This window comes from Nonomuraea rhodomycinica, from assembly GCF_013363995.1.
Classification (GTDB): Bacteria; Actinomycetota; Actinomycetes; order Streptosporangiales; family Streptosporangiaceae; genus Nonomuraea; species Nonomuraea rhodomycinica.
In genome coordinates this window covers 44418-64924 of record NZ_JABWGO010000013.1, presented here as the reverse complement: position 1 = coordinate 64924, position 20507 = coordinate 44418, and the positions used below count along the sequence as shown (strand labels likewise).

Here is a 20507-nt window from a genome sequence, read left to right as displayed (position 1 = left end):
GGTGACCGAAATGGTGCTGGCGAAACGGCCAGTCGCTACCGAGGGAACGCTGCGCTCGTGGCTCCTCGAAGGTCTGCAGACCGACCGCAGGCAGATCGAGCACGGTCCCCACGCCAAGCACCCGTGGTGGCGGGTGATGTGCCTGACCGGCGTCGACTACTTCTCCACGCTGGGCTACCAGCCGGGCATCGCCGCACTGGCGGCCGGCTTCCTGTCGCCGCTGGCCACGCTGTTCCTGGTGGGGCTCACCCTGCTGGGCGCGCTGCCGGTGTACCGCAGGGTGGCGGCCGAGAGCCCGTACGGCCAGGGCTCGATCGCCATGCTGGAGCGGCTCGCCCCGCAGTGGTGGGGCAAGATCTTCGTGCTGGCCCTGCTCGGGTTCGCCGCCACCGACTTCGTGATCACGATGACGCTGTCGGCGGCGGACGCGACGGCGCACATCCTGCAGAACCCGCTCGTCCCCGACGCGCTCCAGGGCCAGGCGGTCCCGGTCACGCTGCTGCTGCTCGCCCTGCTCGGCGGGGTGTTCCTCATGGGCTTCGGCGAGGCCATCGGCATCGCGGTGGTGCTGGTCCTCGTCTACCTGTCGCTGAACGCGGTGGTGGTGGTGACCGCGATCCTGCACGTGCTGGAGGCGCCGCAGGTGGTGGTGGACTGGCGGGACGCGCTCAGCACGGGATACAGCAGTCCGCTGGCCATGATCGGGCTCTCGCTGATCGTGATGCCCAAGCTGGCGCTCGGCATGTCCGGGTTCGAGACGGGCGTGGCCGTGATGCCGGTGATCGCGGGCGACATCAAGCGGCGCATCGTGGGCGCCCGGCGGCTGCTCACCACCGCCGCCGTCATCATGAGCGTCTTCCTGATCCTCTCCAGCTTCGTCACGACCGTGCTCATCCCGCACCAGGAGTTCGAGAACGGCGGCAAGGCCAACGGCAGGGCGCTGGCCTACCTCGCGCACGGCTACCTCGGCCCCTGGTTCGGCACCGCGTACGACATCTCCACGATCGCGATCCTCTGGTTCGCCGGGGCCTCGGCCATGGCCGGCCTGATCAACCTCGTGCCCCGCTACCTGCCCCGCTACGGGATGGCGCCCGAGTGGACCGGCGCGGTGCGGCCCCTCGTGCTGGTCTTCTCGGCCATCGGGTTCGCCATCACGGTCATCTTCCACGCGAACGTGGACGCCCAGGGCGGCGCGTACGCGACCGGCGTGCTGGTGCTCATGCTGTCGGCGGCGGTCGCGGTGACGCTGTCGGCCCGGCGCGGGCGGCGGCACGGGGCGACCGCCGGCTTCGCCGTCATCTCCTTCGTGCTGGCGTACACGCTGGTGGACAACGTCATCGAGCGGCCCGAGGGCGTGAAGATCGCCTCGTTCTTCATCGCGGCCATCATCCTCACCTCGCTGCTGTCGCGGGCCACCCGCTCGACCGAGCTGCGCGTCACCGACGTGCGGCTCGACCCGCTGGCCGAGGAGTTCGTGAACGAGGCGTGCGGGGAGATCCACCTCATCGCCAACGAGCCGCACCGGCGTGACCAGGAGGAGTACAACGCCAAGGTGCGCGAGACCTGGCTCAACCACCGGCTGCGCAGCTCGGAGCCCGTCATGTTCGTCGAGGTGAGCGTGCCCGACGCGTCGGAGTTCGAGACGGAGCTGGACGTCAGGGGCGAGGAGCGCTACGGCCACAAGATCCTCACGGTCGAGAGCTCCGCGGTGCCCAACACGCTCGCCGCGATCCTGCTCTACCTGCGCGAGCGCACGGGCGGAGCCCCGCACATCTACTTCCACTGGACCGAGGGCAACCCGGTCGTGGCCATGCTGCGTTACCTGGTCTTCGGCGGCGGCGACGTGCCCGCGCTCACGCGGGAGGTGCTGCGCCAGGCCGAGCACGATCCCGCACGCCGGCCGCACGTCCACGTCGGCTGAGGCGGCGCCCCGGCCAGGGTGGGATATTTCGGTCAACAGCGAAGGATTATCCCCCTACCGTGGGGCCATGGTGTTCCGAAAGAGCGAGTGGCCCGCCATGGCGGCGGCCGGTGTGACCGTCGTGGCGTGGGCGTCGGCCTTCGTGTCCATCCGCAGCGCCGGCGCGGCCTACTCCCCGGGCGCGCTGGCCCTCGGGCGGCTGCTCGCCGGGACGCTCGTGCTGGGCGCCATCGCCCTGGCCCGGCGGGTGGGATGGCCGCCGCGCGCCGCGTGGCCGGGGATCGCCACCTCGGGCGTGCTGTGGTTCGGCGCGTACATGGTGGTCCTGAACTGGGGCGAGCGGGAGGTTGACGCCGGGACCGCGGCCATGGTGGTCAACATCGGGCCGATCCTCATCGCCCTGCTGAGCGCGCGGCTGCTGGGCGAGGGGCTGCCCCGGCCGCTGCTGGCCGGCATGGGCGTGTCGTTCGCGGGCGCGGTGGTCGTCGGGGCCTCGGTGTCCGGCGGCGGGCACGCCTCCGTGCTCGGCGTGCTGCTGTGCCTGCTGGCCGCCATCTCGTACGCCGGAGGCGTCGTGGCGCAGAAGCCCGCGCTGCGGCACGCCGGCGCGCTGCAGGTCACCTTCTACGGCTGCCTGGTCGGAACCGTGGCCTGCCTGCCCTTCGCCGGCGTGCTCGTGAGCGAGGCGGCCCGCGCCCCGCTGCCGGCGACGCTCAACATGGTCTACCTGGGGGTGGTCCCGACCGCGCTGGCGTTCACCACCTGGGCGTTCGCCCTGGCCCGCACGACGGCGGGGAGGATGGGCGCGACCACGTACGCGGTGCCGGTGCTGGTGGTGGCCATGTCGTGGGCGCTGCTGGGCGAGGTGCCCGGGCTGCTCACCCTGCTCGGCGGGGCGCTGTGCCTGGCCGGGGTCGCCGTGTCCCGCCGTCCGGCGGCCCGCGCCCGTCGCGCCGCCGGTCAGGAGCCGGTCAGGATCCGGTGAGGTCGCGTTCGAGGGTGCGGGCGTAGGACTCGACGGCGGCGACGATGTCCACCGCCTCGGGGTCCAGCAGCCACTGGGTCTGCAGCCCGTCGAGCGTGGCGATGATCTCGGCCGCCTTGACCTCCGGGTCCAGCCCGGCCCGCGTGAGCCCCGCCTCCCGCGCCGAGCGGATGGTGTCGGCGACGATGGCGCGCAGCGCGCGGTAGCGGGCGACGAAGTGGTCGTGCCCCGGCGCGTCCGGCTCCAGGCTCTCGGCCACCAGCACCGTGAACAGCTTGGCCAGCCCCGCCCGCTCCCTGTTGCGCCGGGCGAACTCCGGCAGCGCCCGCAGCCGCTCGGCCGGCTCCATGCCGAGCAGCTCCATGGCGAACGCCTCGCTGTCGAGGTCGCGCCGCTCGATCACCGCCAGCAGGAGCCCCGCCTTGTTGCCGAAGTGGTGCAGCAGGCCCGGCTCGGTGATCCCCGCCCGCCCGGCCACGTCGGCCAGCGAGGTGCCCCGGTAGCCGCGCTCGGCGAACAGCTCGGACGCGATGCCGATGATCTCCTCGCGGCGCAGGCGGGCCCGCTCGCGGCGGCTCGTGACGGGTTCGTCCCCGTGCAGGGGTTGATCGGCACGACTCATGGTGTTAAACCTAGCGCAACTCACTTACCGAGTACTAAGTAAGTTAGGTGGCGACCATGGGGCGTCTGCTGGCGGGAGCGGGGGTCGTCGTGTTATCGGCGGCCCTGAGCACGAGTTCGGGAGCGGCCTGGGCGCGGCAGTCCCCGGGCGAACCGGTCATCCTCGTCCACGGCTGGAACGGCACGCCCGACTCCTTCGCCCCGATGAAGGCGGCCCTGGAGCAGGCCGGGCACCCGGCGTACGCCATCGACCTGCCCGGCGAGGAGAACGTCGCCAATGCCGACGCCATCGCCGCCCTCGTCGAGCAGGTACGCCAGAAGCACGCGGCCGACAAGGTGAGCCTGGTCGGCCACAGCATGGGCGGCCTGTCGGCCCGGTACTACCTGAAGTCCCTGGGCGGCGCGGCCAAGACCCTGAGCTACGTCTCCATGGGCACCGGCCAGCGCGGCTACTGGCCCGCGTGCCTGCTCCCGGTCGCGCAGGGCGGCCAGATGTGTCCGTCGGGCACGTTCATGCAGCAGCTCAACAGCGGAGACCCGACCCCCGGCGCGGTCCGCTACACCGTGCTGGCCAGCTCGCTCGACGAGACCCGCGACGACACCATCGACGGTGTGGCCTGCCGGGCCGAGATACCGGGCGTGCCCCACGCCGAGGAGCCGGGGAACCAGGCGTTCATCGACGCGGTCCTGACCGCGCTCGGCGGCGGCTGCCCGGCCTGAACGTTCTCGGGGGCCTCGGCCCCCAACTCCAGCTCCCCGGGTGCGGCCGGGGAGCTGGAGCCCGTTCAATCGGCGGCCGGTCGCCCCGCCTCGTCGCGGAGGGCGCTCAGCCGCTCTGCCTCGTGGTGCAGCGCCGCGGTCAGGAGCAGCTCCAGGCGGAGCTCCTCAAGATCCGGGGCCGCGAGGCCGTCGAGGACGCTCATGGTGGGCCTCCCTTGCGGGTTGGACGCCCCACCGGTCACATCGGTTTACCGTTGGCGGGATATCGGTCGCCGCGAAATCCGGCGTTGGCGAGACCCGGAAGGCGTCACTCCCGGAACCTCTCCCACGCGGACTGCCGGGTCATGCCCAGCGCGGCCCCGATGCGCTCCCAGCTCACGTCGCGCGTGCGCAGGTGGCGCACCCAGTCGTGCAGGTTGTCGTCGACCTGGACCTGGACGGTGACGATCTTGGGCAGGTGGTCGAGGATCTGCTCCTCGGTCATGCTCTCCCACATGGGCAGCCGGGGTTCGGTGGAGGTGGCGAGCCGCTCCTGCTCCAGGATGTCGACGCAGAGGCCGACGCACTCGTCGCAGATGTGGACGCCGGGGCCCGCGATGAGCTTCGCGACGTCCGCGCTCGGTTTGTGGCAGAACGAACAGTGCAGCTTCTCTTTCCAGTCAGGCATGACCTGACGTTAGTCCGTCAGGCCACGCCTGACAAGGGTCATGCGGGCCCGATCGATCTCCTGGCGTTCCTCCCGGATCCGGCGGCAGATCGTCACGTACGCGGTCACCACCTTGCGATAGGCCAGGCGCGCCTCGTCGAGCTGGGTGCTGAGCGCCAGGATCCGGTCGGGGTCGCCCTGCCGCTCGGCCTCCGCCAGCAGTTCCCGCGCCTCCGTCACGATCTCCTCGGCCCTCAGCCGCGTACGGCGGAGCAGCGCCGAGCACTCGGAGAGCTCCCGCAGGCGTGCCGAGGAGACGATGAGCTCGGCGGCGCGTACGGCCGAGCCGGTTTCTCCGTGTCTGCGGAGATCAGATGCCATTCCCGCCACCTCCCCGGTCGAGATTGCCTAAGCGTAGACGCGTGACGCGGGCCGGCGGATCACCGTGGGAGCCGCCGGGGTACGGCACTCCTACCAGTGGGAAAGTTCTCTACCCCGCGGTGGAGAAACGCCTTCCTGAAAGTAATTCGGTGCTGACGAATAGTGACCGGTTGGCGATATTAGCTGGGCTTTCCGGGCATGCGCGAAGAATTACCGGAGTCGTGAGGGGACGAGAAAAAAGCCGGTGGTGAAGTCCGCCGATCGCCCCACGCGCCCCCCGCGCTTCGTCACATACTGAAGCCAATCGGAGGCGGACTGTAGCGGCGAGGGGCGCGGCTGTGGCTATCACGACATCGGCGAAGGACGGCGAGACGGTGGACGTCAGCGTCGTCATCCCGGCCCGCGACTGCCGGCCGTACCTCGACCGCTGCCTGACCTCGGTGCTCGTCCAGCGGGTGCGCAAGGAGATCGTGGTCGTCGACGACGGCTCGACCGACGGCAGCGCCGAGCTGCTCGACCTCTACGCCGCCTACCACAAGGCCAGCGTCAAGGTCGTGCGCCTGAGCGGCGAGGGCGGCGGCGCCGGGCGCCCGCGCAACGTCGGCCTCGACCACGCCACCGGCCGCTACGTCTTCTTCTGCGACGCCGACGACTACCTCGGGCCCGAGGCGCTGGAGCGCATGGTCGCCATGGCCGACCGCAACGACTCCGACATCGTGCTCGGCAAGATGGTGGGCCACGGCCGCCGCGCGCCGGTCTCGATGTTCGCCCGCGACGCCGAGCGGGCCGAGCTGGGCGCCAGCGCGGTCTACAACAGCCTGTCGTGCTTCAAGCTGTTCCGCCGCGAGATGCTCGAACGCCACCGCATCCGCTTCGCCGAGAGCCGGCTCGTGGGTGAGGACATCTACTTCACCGTCCACGCCTACTGCCACGCCGGGGTGATCTCCGTGGTCGCCGAGCACGACTGCTACCACCTGGTGGCCCGGCCCGACGGCAGCAGCATCATGCAGCAGTCCGGCAGCCGCGACCCGCTGGGCTGGCTGGCCATGATCCGGGGCCCGGTCCAGCTCATGCTGGAGCACATCCCGCCGGGGCCGCTGCGCGACCACCTGCTGCTGCGGCACTTCCGGCTGGACGTGCTGGCCCAGCTCGGCGTGCCGTTCCTGGAGTCCGACCCGGTGCGCCGCAAGGACATCGCGCAGGAGGTGGCGGCGCTGTGCGACGAGTGGCTGACGCCGGGGGTCCACGCGCGGCTCAGCCGCATGGGCCGGCAGCGGGTCGCCTCGCTCGACGACGTGGACCGGCTCGGCCGGCTGGCCGACATCGAGGCCGCGGCCGTCCGCCGCCGCCTGACGGCGCTGCGCTGGGAGGAGGGCGTGCTGGTGGTCGCGGGCACGGCCGGGCTCGACGGCGTCCACCTGCCGTACGCGATGTCGCTGGTGCTGCGCGAGCGGCACGACGCGGGGCGTGAGGTCGTCGTGCCCGCCGCGTGCGAGGGCGAGCGCTTCACCGCCCGCCTGGACGTCTCGCGGCTCGGCTCCGGCATCTGGGACGCGCGGATCGCGATCGAGCTGGAGGGTGTGATGCGCACCGGCCGGCTGGGGGCCGACCGCGACGAGGACGTCGCCCGGCCCGCCGCCCGGCTCGTCGGCGAGGCGGTGGTCATCCCGTACTTCACCAAGGACAACGGCAACCTCAGCATCGACGTCGGCGGGCACCTCGCGGCGGTGCCCGGCAGCGTGCGCGTCACCCGCACCCGGTGGGCGCTGGGCAGCCGGCTGGCCATGGACGGCGAGGTCACGGTCGGCGGGTCGGCGCCCGGCGCGTCGGCGCTGCGCCGGCTGATCTGGCGCGAGCGGCGCACCGGCGACGAGCGGGCCGAGCGGGTGGTGCCGCTGCCGGGCGGCGGGTTCGCGGCCCGGCCCGCGATCGGCCGCCTGTCGCCCGGCACCTGGGACGCCTACCTGGAGGTGGTGGTGGGCGGACCGCCCGCGCGGTTCCGGGTCGAGGCCGACGCCGAGACCGTGGCGGCGCCGCGCCGCCTGTGGGGAGGGGCGATGTTCCGCAGCGTGCGGCCGTACGCGACACCGGGTAAGGGACGGTTGAGCGCGGTGGTCCGGAAGCTCACCGCTCGTACCGTGCTACGAAGGATCTTGCCCTAATTGCCAACTATGTGCAGGTGCAAGAGAATGTCCTAAAGTAGGGCTGTTGTGCAGTCCTAGGTGAAGGATGTGCCATGCACGTACCCGATGGCTTCTTCAACGCGGCCGTGTCCGTTTCCGCCGGAGCCGTGGCCGCGGCCGGAGTGGCCGTGTGCCTGCGCGGCGCCCGGCGCGAGCTCGACGACCGCACCGCCCCCATGGCGGGCCTCGTCGCCGCGTTCATCTTCGCCGTGCAGATGCTGAACTTCCCGGTCGCCGCCGGGACCAGCGGGCACCTGCTGGGAGGCGCGCTGGCGGCGATACTCGTGGGCCCGTACACAGGGGTGCTGTGCATGGCCGTGGTCCTGCTCGTGCAGGGCGTGTTCTTCGCCGACGGCGGGCTCACCGCGCTGGGCGTCAACATCACGATCATGGGCATCGTCACCGTGCTCGTCGGCTGGGGCGTCTTCCGGCTGGTCACCCAGCTCGTCCGGGGCAAGGGCGGGGTGACGGCCGCCGCCTTCCTCGCCTCCCTGCTCTCGGTGCCCGCCGCGGCGCTGGTGTTCACGCTGCTGTTCTGGATCGGCGGCACCGCGCCGATCGAGGTGTCGGCGGTGGCCGCCGCGATGGGCGGCGTGCACGTGCTGATCGGCGTCGGCGAGGGCCTGATCACCGCGTTCACGGTGGGCGCGGTCCTCGCCGTGCGGCCGGACCTCGTGTACGGCGCGCGCGGGCTCGCCGCACCGCTGGTGCTGCGCGGGCCCGACGGCGTCACGACGGTCGAGCCGGCGGCCCGGCCGGTGGCGGCCGGGAAGGCGCTGCGGCCGTTCCTGCTCGGCGGCGTCGGCCTGACGCTGCTGCTGGCGGGCGTCGTGTCGTTCTTCGCCTCCTCCAGCCCCGACGGCCTGGAGGCGGTCGCCGAGAACAAGGGCTTCATCGGCCAGGCGACGGAGCACGTGATGAGCTGGTCCCCGCTGGGCGACTACGGCGAGGTCGGCGGCATCCCCGTGGGCGTCGCCGGGGTCATCGGCGTGGGCGTCGTGCTGCTCGTCGCCGGCGCCGTCGCCCACGCGGCGCGCGCCCGCGGGCAGGCCCCCGCCGCCGGGGACGACAAGGTCAAGGTCTGAAGGGCACATCGTGGGCGCGGGGCACCATCACCAGCTCTACCTGCCGGGCGCTTCGGCGGTCCACCGGCTGCCGCCGCAGTGCAAGCTGCTCGCGGTGTTCGCCTTCGCCGTGGTCGTGGTGGCCACGCCGCGCGAGCGCTTCTGGGCGTTCGGCCTGTACGCGCTGCTGCTGGCGGCCGTGGCCTGGGCCGCTCGCGTGCCGCCCGGCCACGTGCTGCGGCGGATGGCGATCGAGCTGCCGTTCGTGCTGTTCGCCTTCCTCATCCCGGTGATCGGGCTGGGGGAGCGCACCACGGTGCTCGGCCTCTCGCTCAGCGTGCCGGGGCTGTGGGCGGCGTGGAACATCCTGGCCAAGGCCACGCTGGGCGTGGTCGCCTCCATCCTGCTCGCGGCCACGACCGAGCCGCGGGTGATCCTGCTCGGGGCGCAGCGGCTGCGCGTGCCGTCGCTGCTGGTGCAGATCGCCATGTTCATGCTGCGCTACCTCGACGTGATCCTGGACGAGATGCGGCGGATGCGGGTGGCCCGCGAGTCGCGCGGCTTCGAGGCCCGCGACGTCCGGCAGCTCCCGGCCGTCGCCCGCTCGGCGGGGGCCCTGTTCATCCGCTCGTACGAGCGGGGTGAGAGAGTGCACCTGGCGATGCTGAGCCGCGGCTACTCCGGCCGGATGCCGATGCTCGGCGAGGTCTCGGCGTCGGCCGCGCAGTGGGGGGTCGCGCTCCTGCTGCCGGTTTCGGCTCTAGCGGTGTTGGGACTGTCCCTGTGAACTCTCCGAACGACGTGAACTCTCTCGAGGTGTCTCGCCTGGCCTACGCCTACCCGGACGGCACCCAGGCGCTGTTCGGCGTGGACCTGACGATCGGCCGGGGCGAGCGGGTCGCGCTGCTCGGCCCGAACGGCGCGGGCAAGACCACGCTCGTCATGCACCTCAACGGCATCCTCACCGCCGGGCACGGCACGGTCACCGTGGGCGGCACGCCCGTGCGCAAGGACACGCTCAAGGAGGTCCGCCGCCGGGTCGGCCTGGTCTTCCAGGACCCCGACGACCAGCTCTTCATGCCGACCGTCCGCGACGACGTGGCCTTCGGCCCGGCCAACATGGGCCTGACCGGCGAGGAGCTGGAGCGCGCGGTCAAGGGCGCCCTCGACCGCGTCGGCATGCTGGAGGCCATCGACCGGCCGCCGCACCACCTGTCCTTCGGCCAGCGGCGCAGGGTGGCCGTGGCGACCGTGCTCGCGATGGAGCCCGAGATCCTCGTGCTGGACGAGCCGTCGTCCAACCTCGACCCGGCCGCCCGCCGGGAGCTGGCCGAGATCCTGCGCTCGCTCGACGTGACCGTGCTCATGGTCACGCACGACCTGCCGTACGCGCTGGAGCTGTGCGAGCGCTCGCTGATCCTCTCCGGCGGGGTGATCGCGGCCGACGGGCCCACGCGCGAGCTCCTCGCCGACACCGAGCTGCTCGCGGCCCACCGGCTGGAGCTTCCCTACGGCTTCGCCGTCCCGGCCCCCGCCGAGCCCGCCTGAGCCGCGCCACGGCGCCTCAGGGAGAAGTACAGTGGCTCAACGAGGAGGGGCCCTATGAAGCTGCGGCTTGCGCGACACGCCCTCGGTGACGCCGTGGTGGTGGCCGTGGAGGGTGAGCTCGACCTTTTCACGGCGCCGTTCCTCCGCGACGAGGTACGCGACGCCATCAAGCAGGACAGCGCCCGGCTCGTCCTCGACCTGCAGCAGCTGTCCTTCATGGACTCCAGCGGCCTGTCGGTGCTCATCGAGGCGTGGCGGCTGGCGACCGGCGAGGGCGGCGGGGTGTCGCTGGCCGCGCCGCAGGCTCCGGTGGCCCGGATCCTGCACACGACCGGCCTCGACCGGCGGATCAAGGTGTACGCCGACGTCGACAGCGCCGTTGGCGAGATTTAACCCACCCCGAGTAGAACTTCATTCGGTCGTCGGGTTAGGGTCCGGGATATGGACGTGAACGGATCTGCAGCAATCATCTCCGGCGGCGCCAGCGGCCTCGGTGAGGCCACCGCCCGCGAGCTCGCGCGGCACGGCGCGACCGTCGTCGTCGCCGACCTGAACGAGGAGCGCGGCAAGACCGTCGCCGACGAGCTCGGCGGCGTCTTCGTCCGCACCGACGTGGCCGACGAGGACCAGGTGCAGGCCGCCGTGGACGCCGCCGTCGCCACCGGCAAGCCGCTGCGCGTCGTGGTCAACAGCGCGGGCATCGGCTGGGCCGAGCGCACGGTCAACCGCGAGGGCAACCCCCACAGCGCGGCCTCCTACCGCAAGGTCATCGAGGTCAACCTGATCGGCACGTTCAACCTCATGCGCATCGGCGCCGCCGCCATCGCGAAGACCGAGCCGGTGGACGGCGACGGCCAGCGCGGCGTGGTGATCAACACCGCGTCCGTGGCGGCCCTGGAGGGCCAGACCGGCCAGCTCGCCTACTCCGCCTCCAAGGGCGGCATCGTCGGCATGACCGTGCCCGCCGCCCGCGACCTGGCGGCCATCGGCGTCCGCGTCAACACGATCTGCCCCGGCATCATCGACACCCCCATCTACGGCTTCAACCCCAACGCCGAGGAGTTCAAGGCCAAGCTGGTCGCCCCGGTCGTCTTCCCCAAGCGCATGGGCCAGGCGAGCGAGTTCGCCCACCTCGTCCGCTCCCTCGTCGAGAACGACTACATGAACGCCGAGGTCGTCCGCTTCGACGGCGGCATCCGCTTCCAGCCCAAGTGAGGTCACGTGTCTGACGACGTCCTCGTCGAGGAGTCCGGCGGCGTCGCCGTGCTCACGATCAACCGCCCGAAGGCGCGCAACGCGATCAACGGCGCGGTGGCCCGGGGCATCGCCGAGGCGCTGGACGCCCTCGACGGCCGCCCCGACGTGTCCGCCTACGTCCTGACCGGCGCGGGCGGCACGTTCAGCGCCGGCATGGACCTCAAGGGGTTCCTGGCCGGCGACTTCCCCGTGGTCGAGGGGCGCGGCTTCGGCGGGCTCACCGAGGCGCCGCCGCGCAAGCCGCTGGTGGCCGCGGTCGAGGGGTACGCCCTCGCGGGCGGCTTCGAGCTGGCGCTGTCCTGCGACCTGATCGTGGCCTCCTCCGAGGCGACGTTCGGCCTGCCCGAGCCCAGGCGGGGGCTGGTCGCGGGCGCGGGCGGCATCATGCGGCTGCCGCGCCGCGTGCCGTACCACGTGGCCATGGAGATCGCCCTGACCGGCGACCACTACCCGGCCTCACGCCTGTACGAGCTGGGCCTGGTCAACCGGATCACCGAGCCCGGCGCCGCCCTGGAGGGCGCGCTGGAGCTGGCCCGCAAGATCGCCGCCAACGCGCCGCTGGCCCTCGCGGCGACCAAGCGGGTGATCATCGAGTCGCAGGACTGGCCGCTGGAGGAGATGTTCCGCCGCCAGGGTGAGATCATCAACCCGGTGTTCGGCTCCAAGGACGCCATGGAGGGCGCGGCGGCCTTCGCCGAGAAGCGCGCCCCCCAGTGGAAGGGCGAGTAGCCCGGCGGACCCGACGACCCCCTCCCCGCCCAGGGGAGGGGGTCGTTTTCCGCACGCGCGCATGACGGGCCCTGCGTACGGTAAAGAGAGGGCGTCGAGCGGGAGGGCGTATGAGCGGCGATTCCAGTGCGAGGTACGACTCGGTCAAGCGCGGGGCGGGCACGCTGCTCACCGGCGCGCTGAGCGCCCTCGTCGTCATGGTGGTGATCCTCGGCCTGATGTGGGGCGTCGAGGTCGTGGACTACGTGCTGGGCGGCACCCTCGACCGGCAGTTCGGCATCGTCGGCTGGGAGCCCGACGGGCTGGCCGGCATCGTGTTCGCGCCGTTCCTGCACGTCGGCTTCGGCCACCTCATGGCCAACTCGCTGCCGCTGCTCGTCCTCGGCTTCCTGGCCGCCGTGCGCGGCCTCGGCCGGTTCTTCGCGGCCAGCGCGCTCATCATCGTCATCGGCGGCCTCGGCACCTGGCTCACCAGCCCGGAGATCATCACGGTCGGCGCCAGCGGGCTGGTGTTCGGCTACTTCGGCTACGTCGTGTGCCGGGGGCTGTTCGACCGCCGCCCCCTCGACATCGTCATCGGCGTCGGCGTGGCCATCGCGTACTACTCGATCCTGTGGGGGCTGCTGCCCAACCAGCAGGGCATCTCGTGGCAGGGCCACCTGTTCGGCCTGATCGGCGGCGTCGTGGCCGCCTGGGTGCTGCGCCGCAAGCGCCCCGCCGCCCTGCCGTCCTGACCTCGCGACGCGAACGGCCCCGCACACCGCCTGCCGGCGGGTGCGGGGCCGTCTCCGCGTGACGCGCCGGCTAGAGGCGCTCGACCACGTGGTCGATGCACACGGTCAGGGCCTCGATGTCGGCCGGGTCGATCGCCGGGAACATCGCCACCCGCAGCTGGTTGCGGCCCAGCTTGCGGTACGGCTCGGTGTCGACGATGCCGTTGGCGCGCAGCACCTTGGCCACCGCCGCCGCGTCGACCTCGTCGGAGAAGTCGATCGTGCCGACCACCTGCGAGCGGAACTCCGGCGCCGCGAACGGCGTCGCGTAGGACGACTTCTCGGCCCACGAGTACAGGCGCTGCGCCGAGTCGGCCGTGCGGGAGGTGGTCCAGGCCAGGCCGCCGTTGCCGTTCATCCAGTCGAGCTGGTCGGCCAGCAGGAACAGCGTGGCCACGGCCGGGGTGTTGTAGGTCTGGTCCTTGGCGGAGTTGTCGATGGCGACCGGCAGGCTGAAGAACTCCGGCACGTAGCGGTCGGTGGCGGCGATCTCCTCGACGCGGGCCAGCGCGCGCGGCGACATCAGCGCGATCCACAGGCCGCCGTCGGAGGCGAAGCTCTTCTGCGGCGCGAAGTAGTAGACGTCGGTCTCCTCGATCGACACGGGCAGGCCGCCCGCGCCGGAGGTGGCGTCCACGAGCACCAGCGAGTCGTCGGAGCCGACCCGCCGGATCGGCATGGCCACGCCGGTCGAGGTCTCGTTGTGGGTGAGCGCGTAGACGTCGACGCCGTCCTCGGCGACCGCCGTCGGGTGGGTGCCGACCTCGGACTTGATCACCGAGGGCTCGCCCAGCCACGGCGCCTTGCGGGCGACGGTGGCGAACTTGGAGGAGAACTCACCGAACGACAGGTGCTGCGAGCGGTCGCGGATGAGCCCGAAGGAGGCGATGTCCCAGAACGCGGTGGTGCCGCCGTTGCCGAGGACGACCTGGTAGCCCTCGGGCAGCGAGAACAGGTCGGCCAGCCCGGAGCGCACGCGGCCGACCAGCTCCTTGACCGGCTTCTGGCGGTGGGAGGTGCCCATGACGCTCGCCCCGGCGGAGGCGAGGGCGGCCAGCTGCTCGGTGCGAACCTTCGAGGGCCCGCAGCCGAAGCGGCCGTCGGCGGGCTTGATGTCAGCGGGAATCACGATGTCAGCCACCCGACCAGGTTACTGAGCCGGTCAGGGTGACTCGGCCCGGGTCCGGAATGTGAGATGTCCGTGGACCTGGCCTCATCTCAGGATGATCACATACGCTCGGCCTCATCAGCCGAATCCCGGGGGACACGTCAGGTCCGGAGGCCCGATCGCGTATGCCCAGAACGCCGGTGTACCAGGTGATCGACGAGGCCGTGCGGCGGCCGTCGCCGCTGTCGAGGGAGCGCGGGCTGCCGATCCTGGTGATCGTCGGGGAACCGGCGGCCGCCGCGCGGGCGGCCGGCACCGCGGCGTGGTTCGGGCGGCGGGTGCCGTACGCGGAGCTCGACGCCGGCGACTTCCCGGACGTGGCCGCGATCGCCGAGCGGCTGGCCGGCGCCCAGGGCATGCTGTCCACCTGGGTCCGCGGCACGCTGCTGCCCCCGCCCCGCTTCCCGCTGACCCTGTTCGCCCTGTGGGCCTGGAGCCGGCGCGGGGCCGAGGTCCCCGGCGCGGGCACCCCGCCCAACCCCGTGGTCAAGCGGCTGGTGTTCCGCCAGTGGATGGCCGAGTGGCGCAAGGAACGGGCCCGCACCGGCCGCGTGCGCCGGGCCATGGCCGACTACGTGGGCCGCGCCATGACCACCTGGATCCCCGCCTCCGGCCTGGCCGCGTACGGGCTGCAGAAGCTCGTGGACGGCGTCAGCCTGGTGGTGTGGGGGGCGGGCATCGCCGTGGCCCTCGTGGGCGGCCTGGTGCACGCCCTGCTGCTGATCCGCGGGCCGATCTTCTACCGGTGGTTCCGGCGGGCCCCGTACTTACGGCGCGGGCGCGACGAGAGCGTCGTCGAGTACGCGGTGCGCGTGAGCGAGGCGCCACCGGAGGAGGTCGAGCGGCTGCTGGTCGCCGCCCTGCTGGAGGACCTGCGCCAGGCGTACCAGCGCCGGGTCATCCCGTGGCCCGGCTGGGGCCGCGACACCTATCCCGTGCTCCAGCTCAGGAACGCCGAGCCCGGCACGGCCGGCCGCCGGTTCATGGAGCTGGTCGACGACGTCAGGAGCGTCGCCGGGCAGAAGGGCCCGCTGCTGGTCGTCGCCTCGACCACCGTGGCGCCCGCGGCCGAGCCCGTGGAGCCGCCCACCGGGCCCGAGCCGGACGCGGTCGAGCTGTTCCGCGGCTGGCGCGAGCGGGTGCGGCGGCTGCGGCCCAGCCCGTACGTGGTGATCGAGGCCGAGCCGTCGGCCGGGACCGGCAAGGACGAGCCCCGCAGGCTGCTGCCCGTCCGGCCGCTGGGGTACTGGCTGGCGGTGACGGCGCTGCTCGTGCTGCCCCTCACCGGGGCCGTCGTCGCCACCTCCGGCTGCGGCGCCGAGCTGACCCGGGTGGCCGAGCAGTGCGTGGGCCTCGGCGCGCTGGAGAAGATGGCGCCCCACCCGCTCGTCCAGCCGGTGCTGGAGCGCATCGAGCGGCAGAACGCGCGGATCCCGTTCACCGCCAAGGTCTTCACCGTCGCCTACCTCGGGCCGCTGACGACGCAGCCGGGCGCGGCGTTCAAGGACGGGCAGATGGCGGCGGTGGCCGGCGAGCTCACCGGCATCGGCGCGTACCAGGACAGCTACAACCGCGGCAAGTCCGACTGGAAGATGAGGATCGTCTTCGCCAACACCGGCCAGGACTTCCTGAGCGCCGAGCTGGCGGCCCGCGACGTCGAGGAGCGCGCCCGGCGCGACCCGTCCCTGACGGCGGTCGTGGGCTTCGCCTGGAGCCGCGAGGAGGTCAGGCGGGCCGTGGACGTCCTGACCCGGGCGAACCTGCCGATGGTCAGCACGGTGAGCACGGTCGGCCGGATCGCCGGGACCGGACGGCAACGCTCGGCCTACCTGTTCCGGCTCGCGGTCGTGGACGAGCTGCAGACCAGGGCCACGGTCGCCTGGCTCGACACGCTGGGCCTGGCCGACGACGTGGGGCCGCGGCCGGACGTGGCCGTGGTCTGGCAGCGCCAGGAGGGCGAGCTGTACAGCGAGGACCTGAAGAACCTCTTCCTGCGCGACTACCCGGGACGCAGGTCCGACCACTCCTTCGGCGACGACGCCTCGCTCGGCGCGGCGATGGAGGAGGCGTGCGGCAGCGGGGCGCGGGTCGTCTACTACACGGGCCGGGCCGACTTCCTCACCAGCCTCAAGCGGGCCTGGGGCGCCTCGTGCGAGCGGCGCAAGGTCCGGCTGCTCGTCTCGGACGACCTCACCGGTGCCGTCGCCAACGACGTGGCCTCCAACGGAGGCGGTCACGACACGACCCTGTCGTTCGTGTCGCTGACCGACGTGCGCGACGCGTCGCTCAACCAGGGGCAGAAGTCGCTGCGCCAGTGGGCGGGCACGTCGGGGGTGTTCTCGTTCGCGCACGCCTCGTTCGGCTACGACGCGGCGCAGGCGGTGGCGATCGCGGTCGACGCGTACCGGACGCAGGGCGGCGCGGAGGACATCCGGGCCGGCGTCCACTACAACCTGCGGGGCCTGCGCTTCGACGGCGCCACGGGGACGGTGACCTTCTCCGGCGACGCCAAGGACCATGACGCGCAGGGGCGCGAGGTGTGGCTCATGTCCGTCGCCTCGGGACAGCCCATCCGCGCGATGTGGGTGTGCCGGCCGACGGCGGCGCAGGCGGGCTGCACCGCACCGCCCGGGTGATGTCGCACCCGGGCGGCGAGCGGACCGTACGGCCCTGTGGGCGCCGTGGTCAGATGGTGCCGGCGACCTCGTCGGCGCCGGGCACGTCGCTGAGCGGACGCGAGGCCGGGCCGGTGTACCTGGCGCTCGGGCGGACCAGGCGGCCCGTCTTCTTCTGCTCCAGGATGTGCGCGGCCCAACCGGCCGTGCGGGCGCAGGTGAACATCGAGGTGAACATGTGCGAGGGCACCTCGGCGAAGTCGAGGACCACGGCGGCCCAGTACTCCACGTTGGTGGCCAGCACCCGGTCGGGCTTGCGGGCGTGCAGCTCCTCCAGAGCCGCCTGCTCCAGAGCCGCGGCGACCTCGTAACGCGGGGCGCCGAGCTCCTTGGCCGTGCGGCGCAGCACGCGGGCACGCGGGTCCTCGGCGCGATAGACGCGGTGGCCGAAGCCCATCAGCCGCTGGCCCTTGTCCAGCTCGCTCTGCACGTACTTCTTGGCGTCGCCCATCTGCTCGACGCCCTCGATCATGTGCAGCACGCGGGCCGGGGCGCCGCCGTGCAGCGGGCCCGACATGGCCCCCACGGCGCCGGACAGCGCGGCCGCCACGTCGGCGCCGGTCGAGGCGATGACCCGGGCGGTGAACGTCGAGGCGTTCATGCCGTGCTCGGCGGCCGAGGTCCAATAGGCGTCGATGGCCTTGACATGCCGGGGGTCCGGCTCACCGCGCCAACGGACCATGAACCGCTCGACGATCGTCTTCGCCTCGTCCACCCGGCTCTGCGGCACCATCGGCAGGCCGAGGCCGCGCGCCGACTGCGCCACGAAGGACAGGGCCATCACGGAGGCGCGGGCGAGCTGGTCGCGCGCCTCCTCGTCCGAGATGTCGAGCAGCGGCTTGAAGCCGTACGCCGGGGCCAGCATGGCCAGGGCGCTCTGCACGTCGACCCGGATGTCACCGGAGTGGACGGGAATGGGGTACGGCTCCGCCGGGGGCAGGCCCGGCTGGAACTTGTTGTCCACCAGCAGGCCCCAAACGTGCCCGAACGGGACACGGCCGACCAGCTCCTCGATGTCGACGCCCCGGTATCGAAGGGCGCCTCCTTCTTTGTCCGGTTCCGCGATCTCGGTCTCGAAGGCCACGACGCCTTCGAGGCCGGGTTTGAAGTCGGACATTATTGGCCGCCTCCCTTTCTTGCCATGTTCCGGCAATGCCTTGATGTCGAGATACCGGCGGGTCAATTTAACCCCCTGCCGAGTCATGCTCGGTCTTCGGACCCGTTGAAACGCCATCGCCCCAGGTCGGGGGCTCGTTATGGGGTCCACGGCCGAGCGCGCAAGAATACCGTCTCGTGGATGCCACCTCGCGCCCGCCCTCGCTGGCCGGGCTTCGCCGCACGTACGAGGGCGAGCCGCTGCTCGAAGCCGGGGCCGCCGCCGATCCGATCACCCAGTTCAGCGTCTGGTTCGAGGACGCGCTGCAGGCGGGCGTGCCCGAACCGAACGCCATGGTGCTGGCCACGGCCTCGGCCGGCGGCCGGCCCAGCGCCCGCACGGTCCTGCTCAAGGGCTACGACGAGCGGGGCTTCGTCTTCTACACCAACTACGAGTCGCGCAAGGGCCGCGACCTGACCGAGAACCCCCGGGCCTCGCTGCTGTTCCCCTGGCACCCGATCCGCCGCCAGGTGCGCGTCGAGGGCTCGGTGACGCGCCTGTCGCACGAGGAGTCGGCGGTCTACTTCCGCTCCCGCCCGTACGGCTCGCGCATCGGCGCGTGGGCGTCGCGGCAGAGCGCGGTGGTGCGCTCGCGGGAGGAGCTGGACGCCCGCTACGCGGAGCTGGCGGCGCGCTGGCCGGACGATCCGCCGGTGCCCGACTTCTGGGGCGGCTACCGGGTCGTGCCGCTGGAGGTGGAGTTCTGGCAGGGGCAGCTCGACCGCATGCACGACCGCCTCCGCTACCGGCGAACCGGATCTCGGTGGGTCTTGGAGAGACTTGCCCCTTAATGTGCCTTAAGTGGCAATCGGGGAGCTGGTTAAACGTCATCTACTGGACACCCGGCCGCTGGGCGTGCCCGCGTACCGGCGGATCTGGATCGGCCAGTCCGTCTCGCACGTGGGCAACGCCGCGACCCTCGTCGCGGTGGGCCAGCAGGTCTACGTCCTCACGCACTCGTCCCTCTGGGTGGGCCTGCTGGGCATGGCGAACTTCGTCCCGCTGGTCGCCTTCGGCCTGTGGGGAGGAGCGGTCGCCGACGCCGTGGACCGGCGCCGCCTCCTGCTCGTCGGCTCGGCCATCTCCTGGGCGAGCACCCTGCTCATCCTGCTCCAGGCGCTCGCCGGCCTGGACAACGTCTACGCGCTGCTCGCGGCCGTCGCGCTGAACGCCACCGGCTTCGCGATCAGCTCGCCCACCCGGGGCGCGATCATCCCGCGCATCCTCACCCCCGAGCTGGTTCCGGCGGCCAACGCCCTCAACTCCCTGGTGTACAGCCTCGGCGCCATCGCCGGGCCGATGATCGGCGGCCTGGTCCTCGCGTGGTCCGGCTACGCGGCCGTCTACGCGCTCGACGCCGTCCTGTTCGGCGCCGGCCTGTACGCCGCCCTGCGCCTGCCCCCGCTGCCGCCGCAGGGCGAGGTGCGCCGGCCCGGGGCCCGCGCGGTGGTCGAGGGGCTGCGGTTCATCCTCGGCAGCCAGGTGCTGCTCATGTCGTTCGTGGTGGACATCATCGCGATGGTGCTGGCGCTGCCCCGGGCGCTGTTCCCCGAGGTGGCGGCCGAGCGGTTCGGCGGCGACCCCCTCGCCCTGGGCTGGCTCAACGCGTCCATGGCGATCGGCTCGGCCGCCGGGGCGCTGTTCTCCGGCTGGGTCGGCCGGGTCACCCGGCAGGGGATCGCCCTGGTCGCCGTCATCGCCGTGTGGGGTCTGGCGGTCGCCGCGGCCGGGATCGTCCACCAGCTGTGGGCCGTCGTGGCGTTCATGGCCGTGGGCGGCGCGGCCGACGTCGTGTCGTCCGTGTGGCGGCAGTCCATCCTCCAGCTCCACGCGCCCGACGAGATGCGCGGCCGCATGCAGGGCGTCTTCCTGGTGGTCGTGGCCGGCGGGCCGCGCCTCGGCGACCTGCGGGCCGGCGCCACGGCCGTCGCGTTCGGGCTGGGGGCCGCCTGGGTGGGCGGCGGCCTGGCGTGCGCCGCCGCCGTGCTGGCCGTCGGCCTGTCCGTCGCCCGCTTCAGGGACTACCGCGCCGATCGTTGACGGTGCCGGCGGCGACCAGGAGGTCGGCGAGCAGGCCCGCGTAGGCCGCGTCCCGGTCGGGGGCGCGCAGCACCGCCGACGGGTGGATGGTCGCGACCGCCAGCGCGCCGGCCCCGTCGCCCAGCGGCACGGGCTGCCCCCGCTGCCGCGTCACCCGGAAGGCGGGCCCCAGCAGCGAGCGCGCCGCCGTGGCGCCCAGCACCACGACCACCTCCGGCTCCACCAGCGCCAGCTCGGCCGTCAGCCACGGCCGGCAGGCGTCCACCTCGGCCGCCGTCGGCTTCTGGTGGATGCGGCGCTTGCCCCTGAGCACGAACGAGAAGTGCTTGACCGCGTTCGTCACGTAGACGTCGTCGCGGTCGATGCCGGCCTCCTCCAGCGCCCGGTCCAGGATCCGCCCGGCGGGCCCGACGAAGGGCGCGCCCTTGCGGTCCTCCTGGTCGCCCGGCTGCTCACCCACCAGCATGAACCGGGCCGACGCCGGTCCTTCGCCGAAGACGGTCTGGGTGGCGTCGCGGTAGAGGTCGCAGCCCTCGCAGCGGGTCGCCGCCTCGCGCAGAGAGTCCAGGTCGAGGCGGTCGGGAAGGAACGGGGCCGCCCCGTTGTTGCCGTCCTTTGCCATCGCCGGTCCTTGTCCGCA

The 20507-nt window shown here is 72.5% G+C and carries 21 protein-coding genes; 14 read left to right on the top strand and 7 right to left on the bottom strand.

The genetic code is table 11. The annotated features are described in order from the left end of the window. The first annotated feature begins 10 nt into the window (after positions 1-10). A complete protein-coding gene (locus HT134_RS37410) occupies positions 11-1921 on the top strand; it encodes an APC family permease (RefSeq protein ID WP_175605219.1) in 1911 nt (636 codons plus the stop codon). A gap of 67 nt (positions 1922-1988) precedes the next feature. Next, positions 1989-2906, top strand: a complete 918-nt coding sequence (locus HT134_RS37405; protein ID WP_175605218.1) for a DMT family transporter — start codon at positions 1989-1991, stop codon at positions 2904-2906. Here HT134_RS37405 and HT134_RS37400 read toward each other — a convergent pair. Further along, positions 2893-3528 (bottom strand): TetR family transcriptional regulator, encoded by a 636-nt coding sequence (locus HT134_RS37400; RefSeq protein ID WP_175605217.1) that lies wholly within the window; start codon positions 3526-3528, stop codon positions 2893-2895. The genes HT134_RS37405 and HT134_RS37400 overlap by 14 nt on opposite strands. Before the next feature lie 56 nt (positions 3529-3584). On the opposite strand from HT134_RS37400, the gene HT134_RS37395 reads away from it, so the two are divergent. Then, entirely contained in the window at positions 3585-4247 is a 663-nt protein-coding gene (locus HT134_RS37395) for an esterase/lipase family protein (protein ID WP_175605216.1), read from the top strand. Positions 4248-4312: 65 nt separating this feature from the next. Here HT134_RS37395 and HT134_RS37390 read toward each other — a convergent pair whose 3' ends face one another. From HT134_RS37390 to HT134_RS37380, 3 genes are all read right to left on the bottom strand, one after another. Further along, the gene (locus HT134_RS37390) at positions 4313-4450 is read right to left on the bottom strand and encodes a hypothetical protein (RefSeq protein ID WP_175605215.1); all 138 of its coding nucleotides are present in this window, start codon (positions 4448-4450) and stop codon (positions 4313-4315) included. Between the two features lie 104 nt (positions 4451-4554). Next, entirely contained in the window at positions 4555-4914 is a 360-nt protein-coding gene (locus tag HT134_RS47325; RefSeq protein ID WP_175605214.1) for a ClpX C4-type zinc finger protein, read from the bottom strand. Positions 4915-4923: 9 nt separating this feature from the next. After that, on the bottom strand, positions 4924-5274 hold the full coding sequence (locus HT134_RS37380; RefSeq protein ID WP_175605213.1) for a hypothetical protein: 351 nt from the start codon (positions 5272-5274) through the stop codon (positions 4924-4926). 338 nt (positions 5275-5612) lie between these two features. Between HT134_RS37380 and HT134_RS37375 the strand changes: the two genes are divergently transcribed. The 8 genes from HT134_RS37375 (at position 5613) to HT134_RS37340 (ending at position 12789) form a co-directional block, all read left to right on the top strand. Next, positions 5613-7436, top strand: a complete 1824-nt coding sequence (locus HT134_RS37375; RefSeq protein ID WP_175605212.1) for a glycosyltransferase family 2 protein — start codon at positions 5613-5615, stop codon at positions 7434-7436. 74 nt (positions 7437-7510) lie between these two features. Then, complete coding sequence (locus HT134_RS37370) at positions 7511-8542, top strand: energy-coupling factor ABC transporter permease (protein WP_175605211.1); 1032 nt, start codon at positions 7511-7513, stop codon at positions 8540-8542. Between the two features lie 10 nt (positions 8543-8552). Then, the gene (cbiQ, locus tag HT134_RS37365; RefSeq protein WP_175605210.1) at positions 8553-9308 is read left to right on the top strand and encodes a cobalt ECF transporter T component CbiQ; all 756 of its coding nucleotides are present in this window, start codon (positions 8553-8555) and stop codon (positions 9306-9308) included. 29 nt (positions 9309-9337) lie between these two features. Then, positions 9338-10069, top strand: coding sequence for an energy-coupling factor ABC transporter ATP-binding protein (locus HT134_RS37360; protein ID WP_312888721.1), 732 nt, complete (start codon positions 9338-9340; stop codon positions 10067-10069). A gap of 54 nt (positions 10070-10123) precedes the next feature. Next, the gene (locus HT134_RS37355) at positions 10124-10462 is read left to right on the top strand and encodes an STAS domain-containing protein (protein ID WP_175605208.1); all 339 of its coding nucleotides are present in this window, start codon (positions 10124-10126) and stop codon (positions 10460-10462) included. A 48-nt stretch (positions 10463-10510) separates the two neighbouring features. Further along, positions 10511-11284, top strand: a complete 774-nt coding sequence (locus HT134_RS37350; RefSeq protein ID WP_175605207.1) for an SDR family NAD(P)-dependent oxidoreductase — start codon at positions 10511-10513, stop codon at positions 11282-11284. 6 nt (positions 11285-11290) lie between these two features. Continuing rightward, the gene (locus tag HT134_RS37345) at positions 11291-12055 is read left to right on the top strand and encodes a crotonase/enoyl-CoA hydratase family protein (protein WP_175605206.1); all 765 of its coding nucleotides are present in this window, start codon (positions 11291-11293) and stop codon (positions 12053-12055) included. Between the two features lie 110 nt (positions 12056-12165). Next, positions 12166-12789 (top strand): rhomboid family intramembrane serine protease, encoded by a 624-nt coding sequence (locus HT134_RS37340; protein ID WP_175605205.1) that lies wholly within the window; start codon positions 12166-12168, stop codon positions 12787-12789. Between the two features lie 70 nt (positions 12790-12859). Here HT134_RS37340 and serC read toward each other — a convergent pair whose 3' ends face one another. Next, positions 12860-13969 carry a phosphoserine transaminase gene (gene serC / locus HT134_RS37335; RefSeq protein WP_175605204.1) on the bottom strand — a complete coding sequence of 370 codons (1110 nt, stop codon included), beginning with the start codon at positions 13967-13969 and terminating at the stop codon, positions 12860-12862. A 152-nt stretch (positions 13970-14121) separates the two neighbouring features. Between serC and HT134_RS37330 the strand changes: the two genes are divergently transcribed. Next, the gene (locus tag HT134_RS37330; RefSeq protein WP_175605203.1) at positions 14122-16632 is read left to right on the top strand and encodes an ABC transporter substrate-binding protein; all 2511 of its coding nucleotides are present in this window, start codon (positions 14122-14124) and stop codon (positions 16630-16632) included. Between the two features lie 49 nt (positions 16633-16681). On the opposite strand, the gene HT134_RS37325 is transcribed toward HT134_RS37330, so the two are convergent. Next, entirely contained in the window at positions 16682-17788 is a 1107-nt protein-coding gene (locus tag HT134_RS37325; protein WP_175605202.1) for a citrate synthase 2, read from the bottom strand. A gap of 176 nt (positions 17789-17964) precedes the next feature. On the opposite strand from HT134_RS37325, the gene pdxH reads away from it, so the two are divergent. Both pdxH and HT134_RS37315 read left to right on the top strand, forming a co-directional pair. Further along, positions 17965-18618 (top strand): pyridoxamine 5'-phosphate oxidase, encoded by a 654-nt coding sequence (gene pdxH, locus HT134_RS37320; protein WP_175605201.1) that lies wholly within the window; start codon positions 17965-17967, stop codon positions 18616-18618. A gap of 10 nt (positions 18619-18628) precedes the next feature. Continuing rightward, entirely contained in the window at positions 18629-19867 is a 1239-nt protein-coding gene (locus HT134_RS37315) for an MFS transporter (RefSeq protein ID WP_312888719.1), read from the top strand. Here the strand turns inward: HT134_RS37315 and HT134_RS37310 are convergent. Then, a complete protein-coding gene (locus tag HT134_RS37310) occupies positions 19842-20489 on the bottom strand; it encodes a UdgX family uracil-DNA binding protein (RefSeq protein WP_175605200.1) in 648 nt (215 codons plus the stop codon). The two genes, HT134_RS37315 and HT134_RS37310, sit on opposite strands and share 26 nt — an antisense overlap. Positions 20490-20507: the final 18 nt, after the last annotated feature.